Genomic DNA, 13,655 nt, shown 5'->3' with positions numbered 1-13,655 from the left:
AACTTGCACTAAAAAACGAGTAGGAAATGTTTACGATTCCATACTCGTTTTTTACGCTTCTAGTAACTATTTAATTAAGTGTAACTTTTACTTCATTTCTTGTTTGAAAATAGTATCTTCTACATAAATTTGTTCTTTATCTATAGCAGTAGCATGAGTTAATACTAAACCGATTGGTGTTTTTGTATCTTTATTTTGAACAATTGTAAAAGGAACATTTTTTTCGTTTGCTAATTTAATGTATTTTGATAAATGTGGGTAAGCAATGCCACCATTTAGGAGGAGTTGTAATGATTGAGAAGAGCGCATGCTACCCGCCACTTCAGAGTATACATTACTTTGCATTACTTGACCGATTGTTAAAGCGATTTCCACACGCTCACGTAATGTAGTTAAATACATATTACGTTCTTCTGGTTTGTTTTGCTTTTGGCCGTAAATGCCTTCTTGGAGATAATCTTCCACATTTTTATTTACCATATTTTTCACACCTTTCATTTTCTATTGTACGCAAGAATTAAAAATGATGCAAAAAAAAGTCGTTTTGACTACGGAAATAATGAAAATATGTGAAGGAAAAAGGGGATTTGTATACAATTAGTTAAATAAGAAAGAAAAAATAATTTTATCAACAGAAATTAACAAAATGTGACAAAAATCTATTAACGAATCGTATTTTTTGTGTTAATATTCAAAATATAAAGGGTATTCGTCGTATGGAAATGGAGGGAATGGAGGTTTTTCCAATCGATAAGGATATTAAAGAAATATTTTGTTCACACTTGAAAAACAATAGGCACCAATTCGTAGAGAACTGGAAAAACAAAATGATAATTTCCGAAAAAGATCCATTTAAACTAGAAGTAGTTCAAAATGGAGAGGATTTACTAGAGTTAATTATCGAACTTACTATGGAAGATAAAGATATAAATTATCTTCAACCGTTATGTGAGAAAATTGCTATTGAACGTGCTGGAGCAGATGCGAATATTGGAGATTTTGTTTATAACGCAAACGTGGGAAGAAATGAACTTTTCGAAGCGATGTGTGAATTAGATGTTAGCGCTCGTGAATTGAAACCAATTATGGCAAAAATACATACTTGTTTTGACAAATTAATTTATTATACCGTTTTAAAATACTCGGAAATTATATCGAAGAATTTAGAGGAAAAACAGCAATATATTAACGAAACACATAAAGAAAGGCTGACGATTTTAGGGCAAATGTCAGCTAGTTTTGTACATGAATTTCGTAATCCGCTTACTTCCATTATGGGGTTTGTTAAATTATTAAAGGCGGATCATCCGAGTTTATCGTATTTAGATATTATTTCGCATGAATTAGATCAATTAAATTTTCGTATTTCGCAATTTTTACTCGTATCGAAAAAAGAAATGTGGAATGAATCGGAACGGTTTTGGCTTAATGACTTGTTTCAAGACATTATACAATTCTTATATCCGAGTTTGGTCAATGCGAATGTTTTGATTGAAAAGAATTTACCGTATCCAATTCCGCTTGTTGGTTATCGGAGTGAAGTGAGACAAGTATTTTTAAACATATTAATGAATTCAATTGATGCTCTTGAATCAATGAAAGAAGAACGAAAAATTATCATTGATGTATTTGAAGAAGATCAAGCTATTCGAATTGTGATAAAAAATAATGGACCAATGATTCCAGCTGAAAATGTAGAAACGATTTTTGAACCATTTGTAACTACTAAAAAGTTAGGAACTGGTATTGGATTATTTGTATGTAAACAAATTGTGGAAAAACATAATGGATCCATTATGTGTCGATCAGATAACGATTGGACAGAATTTCAAATTGCATTTCAAAAATAAACAGTCTACACCAAATGAATGGTGTAGACTGTTTTAATTTGTGAGTATAACGGCTTCTAATTTAGGATCTTTAGTTGAATAACCTACTATTGAAATTGTATAAATAACATTTGGTTCAACATTGAATTTTGGTATAGTCAATAAAACGTTTTTATTATCTGCGAGTGAAATTTCAATATCTGCTGTACCAGGGCTAACTTGCAAAAAATCTGTTATTTGTTTAAAGAGTACATTTTCAAATAAATGATCCCCATCTTTTAAATCTACGTTTACAACAGGGGTATCTGGAGAGAAATGTGCAAACCGTATTTTGGCTTGACCAGCTGGTAAATGTGTATTATCAAGTATAGGCTGTAATTGTAGGTGATTATCACTATTTATTGCAGCAAGAGTATAAGTATGATTTCCCATTATTGGTACCAACGCTGAAAAGATTGGAGTTTCATTTCCGACAGGAACAATATCTATACGGTATTTACCTTGCACTAATGATAAATAAGGGCTGAATTGCTTAAATGAAATATTTTTAATAACCTTTTGTCCGTTTACTAAAATGTCAACCGCTGGTATATTTGGATCGGCATGAAAAATTCTTATATGTGACGGTAAAGCAGCTTCTTGTGAGTCTCTTGTTTCATACGCCTGTACAAGTTTTGATAGTGCATCGTAATATTTCATATATAATTCTATATATTTTTTAGGATTACGAAACTGATAGTAACGTGCGAGTTGTTCGTATTGTGTAACTTCTTGTCCATATTTTTCGATTTCAGATTGAGACATGAACATTCCTCCTTTGTCATCATTAAAACTATATGCGAAGCAAGAAAGCGGTTATGCAAAAAAAATGATTTTATAAAGGGAAAATTAAAAATTGACAACAAATATGTTTTCATAAAGAGGTGCTGGTGCTTACGAGAATTTCGCAGAGTAAAGCAGTACATATGACTGTACGAAAGTAAAATAAATGCCAAATTGAAAGTGCATTTCAATTAACATATTGAATACATGTCCAAAAATCGCTAGAAAACTAGGGATTTTTTTAATTATAGGCAAATACACATACAAAGTGATAATTGTCCTACATAAATTATAAAGGAAAGATACTTTGAATCTGAGGAAAGGAGTGCCACTTCGGGATAGGGATATCCCGATAGTAATTGTGAATGAAGTTATGAAAAGGTTTTGTGTTATAGGCTGTAGGATGAATTTGTAAACTTCATTTTTCTATTTATTTTAGCAATTGACAGTATTAACCCATAAGAGAGCGTCATGACGAACTGATTAGTGTGGTTAATCGGTTCTTTTTTTATAGTTTAAAACTGAAAAGTTTACATAATGAATAGGAATCTGAATTGATTAGTAAGGTGGGTGTCGAAATTTGTTTTAAAATATGCAATTTAAAGTAGGATAATAGGAAGGAGTTTAACGGGAGTTCCGTCGAAGTGTACAGAATGTCGGCATTTAAGGACAGTTGGCATTATGCTATAAAAACATTTGGTGATGTAGTCATTTCATATAAAAAGGAGGGTTATTTGGGCGTATAGAAAAGGGTTAGTCCTCGGTTTTTTAGTTCTGAATTTTCTGTTTTATAAAAATTTTTAAGCACTCATTTGTATATTTTATAATAGTTTTTTGATAAATTCACTGCTTTTGCAGAGGATTCTTTTTTATGAAAGAAACGTCAATTTTCTTCATATATATATACAAATTGGAGAAATGGGGGAGCGCTATGCGCGATTACTTAATTAAACCACTTGTTGGTCAGCCGTATCCAATGATTTCACATGGAAAAGGTGTTTATTTGTATGATCAAAATGGCAATAAATATTTTGATGGTTCGTCAGGAGCAATTACGGCAGGTATTGGGCATGGCGTAAAGGAGATTGCAGACGTTATTAAAAAGCAAGCTGAGGAGATTGCTTTCGTTTATAGATCACAGTTTACGAGTGAACCAGCTGAAAAATTAGCGAAGAAGTTAAGTGATTTAAGTGTAGGAGATTTGAACTGGAGTTTTTTTGTAAATAGTGGCACGGAAGCGAATGAAACAGCTATGAAAATTGCAATTCAGCATTTTCAAGAGCGAGGTATTCAAGGGAAACATAAAATTTTATCAAGATGGATGAGTTATCACGGTATTACGATGGGTGCTTTATCGATGTCTGGGCATCCACTACGTAGACAACGTTTCGTATCTATTTTGGAAGATTATCCGACTATACCAGCTCCATATTGTTTCAGATGTCCTGTTCAAAAAGTATATCCAACTTGTCAGCTGGCATGTGCGACTGAACTAGAAAGATCAATTGAAAGAATTGGTGCAGAGCATATTGCTGCTTTTATTGCTGAGCCGATTATCGGAGCAGCTGGAGGCGCGGTTGTTCCGCCGAAAGACTATTATAAAGTCATTAAAGAGATTTGCGACCATTACGATATTTTATTTATTGCGGATGAAGTAATGACTGGGCTTGGTCGTACTGGAGCATGGTTTGCGATGGAGCATTGGGGCGTAGAGCCGGATATTATGACACTTGGTAAAGGGTTAGGAGCGGGATATACACCGATGGCAGCGACAGTTGTAAGTGATCGTGTTATGGAACCAATATTACGTGGATCACGTTCAGTAATGAGTGGTCATACGTTAAGTGCAAATCCATTGTCTGCAGCAACGGCTTTAGCTGTTATTGAATATATGGAGAAACATAATCTTCCTGAAAAAACAGCAGAAAAGGGAGAGTATTTAATAAAAGGCTTACAGAAAGTTCAACAACAATCGACAATCATTGCTGATGTGCGCGGAAAAGGGTTGCTAATCGGAGTAGAATTGCAACCGTTTACAAAAGCGTCAGAGCTTATTTCAGTTGCAGCTAAAAATGGTCTGCTTTTATACCAAGCAGTTTCAGGGCAAGCAGGAAAAGAAGATAGTGCACTGCTTGTAGCACCGCCAATGACAACTACATATTCCGAGTTAGATGAATTACTTTCAATTTTCTCTAAAAGTGTGGAAGAGATGATGCAAAAAGGAGGGCATAGTATCGCATGACAACTATTACAAATACATTCGGTAAATTAAAAGAAATTGAGGAAGTAATTTCTTTGTTCCATGATGATATGACATTGATGTTTGGGGGATTTGGAGGGATTGGATCCCCTCCATCTTTAATACAGGCAATTTTAGAAAAAGGCGTTACAAATTTAAATTTAATTGGAAATGACACTGGATTTCCTGATGTAGGTATCGGTCGTCTTGTTACAAATGAAAGAGTTAAATCAATAATTACTTCTCACATTGGCTCCAACCCAAATGCAGGAAGGCAACTAAACGAGGGAAGATTACAAATTGAGTTTTCTCCGCAGGGAACATTAGCAGAGCGTATTCGCGCTGGTGGCGTTGGTCTTGGTGGTGTTTTAGTTGATGTTGGTGTTGATACGATTGTGGAAGAGGGAAAACGAACAGTTGAAATGAATGGTAAGACCTACTTAGTTGAAACAGCATTAACTGCTGAAGTTTCAATTGTATATGCGAAAAAGGCAGATCCGTTTGGTAACCTTGTATTTGACAAAAGTGCACGAAATATGAATCCCCATGTAGCTATGGCTGGGGATATAACAATTGTAGAAGCAGAAGAAATAGTCCCGCTTGGAAGTTTAGGTCCAGAGGAAATTGTCGTTCCAGGTGTTTTCGTAAATTATATTGTACCATCGGAAGGAGTGAACTGGAAATGGGTATGGGCGTAGAAGTGAGGGATAAGATTGCTAGGCGTGCGGCGAAAGAAATACAAAATGGTATGATTGTAAATTTAGGTATTGGCATACCATCGCTTGTACCAAATCATTTGCCTGAAGATATAAATGTTATGTTTCATGCGGAAAATGGAATCGTCGGCATGGGACCAACGCCAAGTAAAGGGAATGAAGATGAAAATTTGTGTAATGCAGCAGGTTTACCAACTTCTCTTATAACAGGAGCGAGTTATTTCGATAGCTGCACAGCGTTTGGGATGATTCGAAAAGGTTTGCTAGACATAACGATTCTTGGTTCATTACAAGTAAGTGAAAATGGTGATTTAGCAAACTGGATTGTACCTGGAAAACGTGTTCCAGGTATTGGTGGAGCAATGGATTTAGCACAAAAAGCGAAGCGGGTCGTTGTTGTGATGAATCATGTTGATAAGTACGGAAATGCAAAAATTGTTTCAGAGTGTACATTGCCATTAACTTCAAAGAAATGTGTAGATTTAATTATTACTGATATGGCAGTCATGGAGGTAACTCCGAGTGGACTTATATTACAAGAATTAATGAGCCCATACACAGTAGAAGATGTAAAACGACATACAGAAGCTGATTTTCAAATTAGTTCTAACTTACTAGTAATTGAATGAAGGGAGATGTAATATATGGAGCAATTAAAAAAGCAAGTTTGTGATTATATTGAGAGCCATGAAGAGGAAAGTGTGAAATTTTTAAAACGATTAATTCAAGAAAAGAGCGTATCTGGTGATGAAAGCGGTGCGCAGGCAATTGTGATTGAAAAATTACGTGAATTAGGTTTAGAGCTCGATATATGGGAGCCTTCTTTTTCTAAAATGAAAGATCATCCTTATTTTGTATCACCCCGTACAAGTTTTTCAGATAGCCCAAATATTGTAGCAACTTTAAAAGGAAGTGGCGACGGGAAATCTATGATATTGAATGGGCATATTGATGTAGTTCCAGAAGGGGATGTGAATCAGTGGGAACATCATCCTTATAGCGGTGAGAAAATCGGAAATCGTATATATGGCCGTGGAACGACGGATATGAAGGGCGGAAATGTCGCACTTATGCTTGCGATGGAAGCGATTATTGAATCTAACATTGAATTAAAAGGAGACATCTATTTTCAAAGTGTAATAGAAGAGGAAAGTGGCGGAGCAGGGACATTAGCAACTATATTACGAGGATATAAGGCAGATGGTGTCATTATTCCGGAGCCTACTAATATGAAGTTTTTCCCGAAACAACAAGGTTCCATGTGGTTTCGTCTACGTGTAAAAGGGAAAGCTGCACACGGTGGAACGCGCTATGAAGGGGTTAGTGCAATTGAAAAAAGTATGTTTGTTATAGAACATGTAAGAAAGCTAGAGGAGAAAAGAAATAGTCGAATTACAGATCCGTTATTTAAAGAAATTCCGATTCCAATTCCAATTAACATTGGGAAAATTGAAGGAGGGAGTTGGCCAAGTTCTGTTCCTGATGAATTAATTTTAGAAGGAAGATGCGGTGTTGCGCCGAATGAGACTATAGAGGCGGCAAAAGAAGAGTTTGAGAATTGGATTGCTGAATTAAATGATGTGGACAATTGGTTTGTTGAAAATCCAGTAGAAGTAGAATGGTTTGGAGCGAGATGGGTTCCTGGTGAACTAGAAGAGAATCATGAACTCATTACGACACTTCATCACAACTTTGTTGAAATCGAAGGGAACGAACCAATTATTGAAGCATCTCCGTGGGGGACTGATGGAGGTTTATTTACACAAATTGCAAACGTACCAACAATAGTATTTGGTCCAGGAGAGACGAAAGTAGCACACTATCCAAACGAATATATAGAAGTTGATAAAATGATAGCTGCCGCAAAAATTATTGCATGTACATTACTAGATTGGTGTGAGGTGAAAAAATGAAATACTATGAATCTTTTAGAGAACAGACGAATTGTTATACAGTAGAAGGTGTTTTAGATTATTTTAATAAGCGTATTCGGGTAGATCACTATACAGGAAATGTTGAAAGTATTATACAGACAATTGACGAACTAGCAGAGAAACATTCTTTCACTAAATGTATTATTAAAGGAAAGGGAGAGCATGTTTCAACATGGCTCTCTTTCGGTTTTTTGTTGGAAGCAACGATACCTCATTATTTTCAAGGACACGATGCATACTTTTTTGTGAAATATAATAATGATGAAAGACGAAATAGTATGCATTGGATTGAGGAAGATACTATATTAAGCGGTGTAAAAGGAAAAGAAATAAAAGAAAAAGTAGTTCCAGAGAAATTTTTGCTGAGAAAAGCGACTGAAGAAGATGCAGAAGAATTAGCAACTGTATTCGGAAAAGTATTTGAAGTGTATCCGACACCTTTAAATGAAGCGAGTTATGTATTACAGACGATAAAAGAAGACGATACAATTTACTACGTGTATGAATTTGAGGGAAAAATTATTAGTACAGCATCTGCAGAAATGAACATAAAGGAAGGGAATGCAGAATTAACGAATTGTGCTACTTTACCTGAATACCGTAAACATGGATTTATGAAAAGTTTACTAATTAAATTAGAGGAAGAACTTCAAGAAAGATCTATTTTCTGCTCCTATACAATTGCTCGATCGCTTTCTTTCGGAATGAATGCTGCCTTTCATCAATTAGGCTATACGTATACAGGAAGACTGGCGAATAATTGCTACATTTTCGATAAGTTGGAAGATATGAATATATGGGTGAAAGATCTATCTAGCTATTCGAAAGCAGTAAAACTTCCGCCTCAAAATTTGGCTGTAAAGCAAAACAGTTAGGTGGAGCTGGGTGTTTGAAAAAGCCGTACTAATTAGAGTTTCGAGTTATCTAATGAAAATATGAAATTGATTAAAATTATAGAACGGAATCGTCATGCTTACAATCGCACATAGATGTGCCGAAAATTCGGCATGTAATTGCTGGATTTTCGGCAAGAGGGGGGATGACATTGCTAGCAGTTTCGACACAAGAAGTCATTGAAGCGATTTTGGGCAGTATTGATGAGGCTATACACGCTGTAGATGAAAATGGAATTACAATATTTTATAATTCTGTAGCTGCAAAACACGATGGATCGAAGATTGAAAAAGTGTTAGGGAAACATCTGTTAGAAGCGTTCCCGTCTTTATCAAGGGAAACGAGTACATTGATGAAAGTACTAGATACAAAAAAACCTATCGTACATCAGGTACAACATTATCAAAATTTAAATGGTGAAGATGTTTGTACAGTAAATACGACGTTACCTATTTTTATAGATGGGAATATTGCTGGGGCTGTTGAAATTGCAAAGGATTACTCTACAATTCAAAAGCTTACTGACACAATTGTTGACTTACAGTCGAAAATAAAGCGATCATCTAGAAAAAAAGTGATTAAAAAGCACGCTGCATTTGAGACGATAGTGACAAATGATACGCGGTTTAAACAGACGAAAGAGTTAGCACAAAAAGTAGCACCAACAGACGCGAATGTTTTAATATATGGTGAAACAGGAACAGGAAAAGAACTGTTCGTACAAGCAATTCATGAAGCTTCTAAAAGAAAAAACAAGCCATTTATTGCACAAAACTGTGCAGCTTTACCAGAGTCGCTATTAGAAAGTTTATTGTTTGGAACGACAAAAGGAAGCTATACGGGAGCGATTGAAAGAGCTGGGCTATTTGAACTTGTTGATGGTGGTACATTATTTTTAGATGAACTGAATTCAATGCCTCTTGATTTGCAGGCAAAAATGTTACGAGTGTTAGAAGATGGAGTCATTAGAAGAATTGGTGATAATAAGACGAGAAAAGTAGATGTTCGTGTTATTACCGCGATGAACCAGCCTCCAGAAATATGTTTACGAGAGAATAAAATTCGCACTGATTTATATTATCGCTTAAACGTATTTTCATTATATATCCCACCGCTTCGTGAAAGAACTGAGGATGTACTATTATTAGCATCTTATTTTTTGAAAGAATATAATAAAAGTTATAAAAAAGGTGTACTTCAAATTGATGAGGAAGCGAAAGATAGACTGCAAGCTTATCAGTGGCCTGGAAATGTACGGGAGTTAAAACATACGATTGAACATGCTGTTATTATTGCAGAAGGGAATACATTAACAGCCAATTGTTTACCACGTACATTTCGGAAAGAGAAGTTTTCGAAGAAGAAGGGTATAATGCCACTTAGAGAAGCACTTCATCAAACAGAAAAAGAATTAATAGATCAAGCGTTGATTGAAACGGAAGGGAATATATTACAAGCCGCAAAAATGTTGGGTATCCCTCGTCAAACGCTTCAATATAAACTGAGCAAGTACGACAAAACCGCCGAATAATCGGCGGTTTTTGTGTGTTTGCACCAATAAAAGAGCGTTTACATATATAAAAAGTAATGAATATGATGTTAAGTATTGATTTCATACAACGCTTAAAAATATTTTTTCGCTTATGTAATAGGGTTCTCCGCACATTTACTTATCAACAATGTAAAGTTGGCATAACTATTGCTTATATAAAGGATGAGCGTATAAAAAGGGGGAATAGCAATGTTACATGATGTATACAAACCAAATCGTCACTGGAAGGATATCGAATTATGGAAAGATGTTACTGAAGAGCAATGGAATGATTGGGTTTGGCAATTAACGAATACGATCAAAACGTTAGATGACTTAAGAAAAGTAATTAACTTAACACCTGAAGAAGAAGAGGGCGTTAAAATTTCAACGAAAACGATCCCGTTAAACATTACACCGTACTATGCTTGGCTAATGAATCCTGATGATCCACGCTGTCCGATTCGGATGCAATCAGTACCGATTTCGGAAGAGTTATATAAAACAAAATATGATTTAGAAGACCCACTTCACGAAGACGAAGATTCACCAGTTCCAGGGCTAACACATCGTTATCCGGACCGTGTACTATTCTTAGTAACAAATCAATGTTCTATGTATTGTCGTTACTGTACACGTCGTCGTTTTAGTGGACAAATTGGAATGGGTGTACCGAAGAAACAATTAGATGATGCAATTGCTTATATTCGTGAAACGCCACAAGTACGAGATGTATTAATCTCCGGTGGTGACGGACTTCTAATTAACGATAAAATTTTAGAATATGTATTAAAAAATTTACGAGAGATTCCGCATGTTGAGATTATTCGTATCGGAACGAGAGCACCAGTAGTATTCCCACAACGTATTACAGAAAACTTATGTAACATTATTAAAAAATACCATCCAGTATGGTTAAATACACATTTCAATACATCTATTGAAATTACTGAAGAATCGAAAAAGGCATGTGAAATGTTAGCGAATGCTGGTGTTCCAGTCGGAAACCAAGCAGTAATTTTAGCTGGTATTAACGACAGCGTTCCAATTATGAAAAAACTTATGCATGACTTAGTAAAAATCCGTGTACGTCCATACTACATTTATCAATGTGACTTATCTGAAGGTATCGGTCACTTCCGTGCACCAGTATCTAAAGGTCTTGAAATTATTGAAGGTTTACGTGGACACACATCTGGTTATGCTGTTCCGACATTCGTTGTTGATGCGCCAGGTGGAGGCGGTAAAATTGCACTTCAGCCAAACTATTTAATCTCACAAAGTGCAGATAAAGTTGTGCTTCGTAACTTTGAAGGTGTTATTACGACGTATCCAGAGCCAGAGAGCTATATTCCAGGAAGAGCGGAAGGATACTTTAAAGAGATTTATCCGAACTACGAAGAAAAACGTTCAGATGTTGGTATCGCAGGTCTTATGAGCGATAAGAAATTTAACCTCGTTCCAGACGACTTACAGCGTATGAACCGTCGTAAAGACTACGAAGATAATGATACTCATGCATCTTTAAAAGATAAACGTGATAAGCGCGATCAATTAAAAGATAAAAAATATCAAGCACAAATGGCTAAGTTAGAAGAAAACGACAAAAAAACTGAGGGTGATGCAGTATGAATTGTATGTGGTGTGACAGTACAGAAGCGAAAGAAAGCTTGAATACTGTATATTGGGAATTACCAGATGGTACGAAAGCCATTGAAATCCAAGAGACACCATGTATTTCTTGTTCCTCGTGCGGGATGGACTATCAATCAGACCATACAGTAAAAGAAATTGAAGATCAATTATTCTTAATTTACACGAAAGATTTACCAAAACAACTAACATATGAAGAATTAATGGGAAGACCGCGTCTATTAAAAAGAAATTATTTCGACTTTTAACCAGCTTTTATGCTGGTTTTTTTCTTTTTTGCCTTGTATAATGTACCCAAGTTAGAAAGGTAGGGAATATTTTTGAAAAAGACATTTTACCATTATATGATGAAGCATCGTGCAGCTTTATTTAGAAATGAAATTTCAGATTTAGCAGAGGCGATGTATGATGATTTAAGTTTTCCGAAGCAATCTGAAGACTATGATGAAATTAGTTCATACTTAGAGTTGAGCGGAATGCTAGAAAGTATGTCTATATTTGATGAAGCCTGGGATTTATACATACAAGATAGATAAAAACTATTTGAAAACATACAGAATACATTACTTTATTTAAAGTGAAGTATTCTGTATGTTTTTTATTATGAAATTTGTTGATTTGAAGCTAGTCTAGTTACTAGCTTTTTTTTGAGTGCAATGTAAATTTTATAAGATTATATTTTTTATTGAAAAAATTTATGAATATAAGCTTCTGTGATAAGCGTTTTTATGTAGGTTGCATATACTGATATCAAAATCACGACGTCAAAAAAAGGAGAGATAGAGATGGCAAGAAAAAAACAACCTAAATACAACGTAGGGGACATAGTCGTGATTACGCTATATGGAACCGTTGGGAAAATCACAAATATGAAGGTTTTAGATGGAGTTTATGTATACGAAGTCAATAATCACGATGGATTTTACGTAGAGCAAACATTGCAGCACGTTACAGAGCAAGATATGAAAAAGGGCGATACGGAGTGGATTGAATTAAATTATAATTTCACGTTTGGTGATCTTGTGCAAGTAACTGGATATGATAAAGATGTTTTCCGTATTGTTGGTTTTCGTACAGAAGTATGGAGATATAAGAATGACGCATGGGAAGATACAATTTATGAATTGTCACGGATTACGGATGGTGAATGGTTAGAAGCGGATGAATCAGATTTAACGTTACTCGCCAATGCTCAAACGGCAAATGCAATTTTGAAGAAAATGAAACAAGATAAAGCAGGTATGAATAAATTAGATTTAGGAAAGTTAAAGTCAATTAACAACTCGAAAAAAGTGAGTGTTAAGACGAATCGTCAAGAAATCATTGATGGATTACTTGATATTTATAACGATTATCAATTATTGTTCGATACATTTAAAGATGAAGAATATAAAATTGTAATGGATGTTGTTCATAATTATTTAGTTAAATTGACAGAGAAAAAATAGTTAACTAGAAAGAGAGAATAAATTGAACAACAACATATGCAGTATAAGGTATGCCTACAACTATTAAAAAAATAAAAAGCCACTTTATAAGAGAGTCTGCCCATTGATCTTCATGCATGAACTCTTCTTTTGTTTGTCCTACTTCATATTGATTTTCCATTATTATTTCCCCCTTTGAATAGCTTGTACTACAATCGTATGCATCTCGTCCAAAGCTTATGACCTATAAAAAAATAAAATCTATTTTTCTAATCTCATATACATAATTTTGAGATTTTTTCATAAAACAGAAATAAAGGAGTGATGCTCATGAAGGAAATTGAAGTCGTGATTGATACGGAAGAGATTGCGGAGTTTTTTTATGAGCAACTAATTGAAAGAGGGTACGTCCCAAAACGAGAAGAAATTGAAGATCTCGCAGATATTACATTTGAGTATTTATTAGAGAAATGCATGATTGATGAAGTTTTTGATGAAGAGGATGAATGAAAGTAACGACGGGCATAACTCGTCGTTTTTTACTCTTTACAAACCTGTCACAAATATAGTCAATAATTATTGGTATAATGAAAAGGAAATTTTACTCAAG

The 13,655-nt window shown here is 34.8% G+C and carries 15 protein-coding genes; 12 read left to right on the top strand and 3 right to left on the bottom strand.

The window, feature by feature from the left end; all coding sequences use genetic code 11:
- Window positions 1–87: 87 nt before the first annotated feature.
- Window positions 88–480, bottom strand: a complete 393-nt coding sequence (locus DN401_RS12835) for a YueI family protein (protein ID WP_000247558.1) — start codon at window positions 478–480, stop codon at window positions 88–90.
- Between the two features lie 236 nt (window positions 481–716).
- Between DN401_RS12835 and DN401_RS12830 the strand changes: the two genes are divergently transcribed.
- Window positions 717–1,850, top strand: a complete 1,134-nt coding sequence (locus DN401_RS12830) for a BA2291 family sporulation histidine kinase (protein ID WP_000425086.1) — start codon at window positions 717–719, stop codon at window positions 1,848–1,850.
- Between the two features lie 33 nt (window positions 1,851–1,883).
- On the opposite strand, the gene DN401_RS12825 is transcribed toward DN401_RS12830, so the two are convergent.
- A complete protein-coding gene (locus DN401_RS12825) occupies window positions 1,884–2,633 on the bottom strand; it encodes a DUF4397 domain-containing protein (protein WP_000083284.1) in 750 nt (249 codons plus the stop codon).
- Window positions 2,634–3,582: 949 nt separating this feature from the next.
- On the opposite strand from DN401_RS12825, the gene DN401_RS12820 reads away from it, so the two are divergent.
- The 10 genes from DN401_RS12820 (at window position 3,583) to DN401_RS12775 (ending at window position 13,066) form a co-directional block, all read left to right on the top strand.
- Window positions 3,583–4,893 (top strand): aspartate aminotransferase family protein, encoded by a 1,311-nt coding sequence (locus tag DN401_RS12820; RefSeq protein ID WP_001205882.1) that lies wholly within the window; start codon window positions 3,583–3,585, stop codon window positions 4,891–4,893.
- Window positions 4,890–5,588 (top strand): acetate CoA-transferase subunit alpha, encoded by a 699-nt coding sequence (gene atoD / locus DN401_RS12815; RefSeq protein ID WP_000208103.1) that lies wholly within the window; start codon window positions 4,890–4,892, stop codon window positions 5,586–5,588. Before DN401_RS12820 ends, atoD begins: the two co-directional genes overlap by 4 nt.
- A complete protein-coding gene (locus DN401_RS12810) occupies window positions 5,573–6,235 on the top strand; it encodes a CoA transferase subunit B (RefSeq protein WP_000525293.1) in 663 nt (220 codons plus the stop codon). Before atoD ends, DN401_RS12810 begins: the two co-directional genes overlap by 16 nt.
- 15 nt (window positions 6,236–6,250) lie before the next feature.
- Window positions 6,251–7,519, top strand: a complete 1,269-nt coding sequence (locus tag DN401_RS12805) for a peptidase (protein ID WP_000436698.1) — start codon at window positions 6,251–6,253, stop codon at window positions 7,517–7,519.
- Window positions 7,516–8,415, top strand: coding sequence for a putative beta-lysine N-acetyltransferase (gene ablB / locus DN401_RS12800; RefSeq protein ID WP_000878593.1), 900 nt, complete (start codon window positions 7,516–7,518; stop codon window positions 8,413–8,415). Before DN401_RS12805 ends, ablB begins: the two co-directional genes overlap by 4 nt.
- 164 nt (window positions 8,416–8,579) lie before the next feature.
- Window positions 8,580–9,965: an arginine utilization transcriptional regulator RocR gene (rocR, locus tag DN401_RS12795; RefSeq protein ID WP_011110073.1), complete on the top strand. Its 1,386-nt coding sequence runs from the start codon at window positions 8,580–8,582 to the stop codon at window positions 9,963–9,965.
- 210 nt (window positions 9,966–10,175) lie between these two features.
- A complete protein-coding gene (gene kamA / locus DN401_RS12790; RefSeq protein WP_000902142.1) occupies window positions 10,176–11,597 on the top strand; it encodes a lysine 2,3-aminomutase in 1,422 nt (473 codons plus the stop codon).
- A complete protein-coding gene (locus tag DN401_RS12785) occupies window positions 11,594–11,866 on the top strand; it encodes a YokU family protein (RefSeq protein WP_000995763.1) in 273 nt (90 codons plus the stop codon). Before kamA ends, DN401_RS12785 begins: the two co-directional genes overlap by 4 nt.
- Before the next feature lie 72 nt (window positions 11,867–11,938).
- Window positions 11,939–12,154, top strand: a complete 216-nt coding sequence (locus DN401_RS12780) for a YozE family protein (protein ID WP_000750717.1) — start codon at window positions 11,939–11,941, stop codon at window positions 12,152–12,154.
- A 249-nt stretch (window positions 12,155–12,403) separates the two neighbouring features.
- On the top strand, window positions 12,404–13,066 hold the full coding sequence (locus DN401_RS12775; protein ID WP_000101499.1) for a hypothetical protein: 663 nt from the start codon (window positions 12,404–12,406) through the stop codon (window positions 13,064–13,066).
- Window positions 13,067–13,070: 4 nt separating this feature from the next.
- Here DN401_RS12775 and DN401_RS12770 read toward each other — a convergent pair whose 3' ends face one another.
- Window positions 13,071–13,226, bottom strand: coding sequence for a DUF3930 family protein (locus tag DN401_RS12770; RefSeq protein ID WP_000431486.1), 156 nt, complete (start codon window positions 13,224–13,226; stop codon window positions 13,071–13,073).
- Window positions 13,227–13,375: 149 nt separating this feature from the next.
- Between DN401_RS12770 and DN401_RS12765 the strand changes: the two genes are divergently transcribed.
- Entirely contained in the window at window positions 13,376–13,555 is a 180-nt protein-coding gene (locus DN401_RS12765) for a YozD family protein (protein ID WP_000658451.1), read from the top strand.
- The last annotated feature ends 100 nt before the right edge of the window (window positions 13,556–13,655 follow it).

This window comes from Bacillus sp. BF2-3, from assembly GCF_008368795.1.
Lineage (GTDB): Bacteria > Bacillota > Bacilli > Bacillales > Bacillaceae_G > Bacillus_A > Bacillus_A cereus.
Note: the sequence above shows the minus strand (reverse complement) of the source record. Positions and strands in the feature narration are given on the sequence as shown.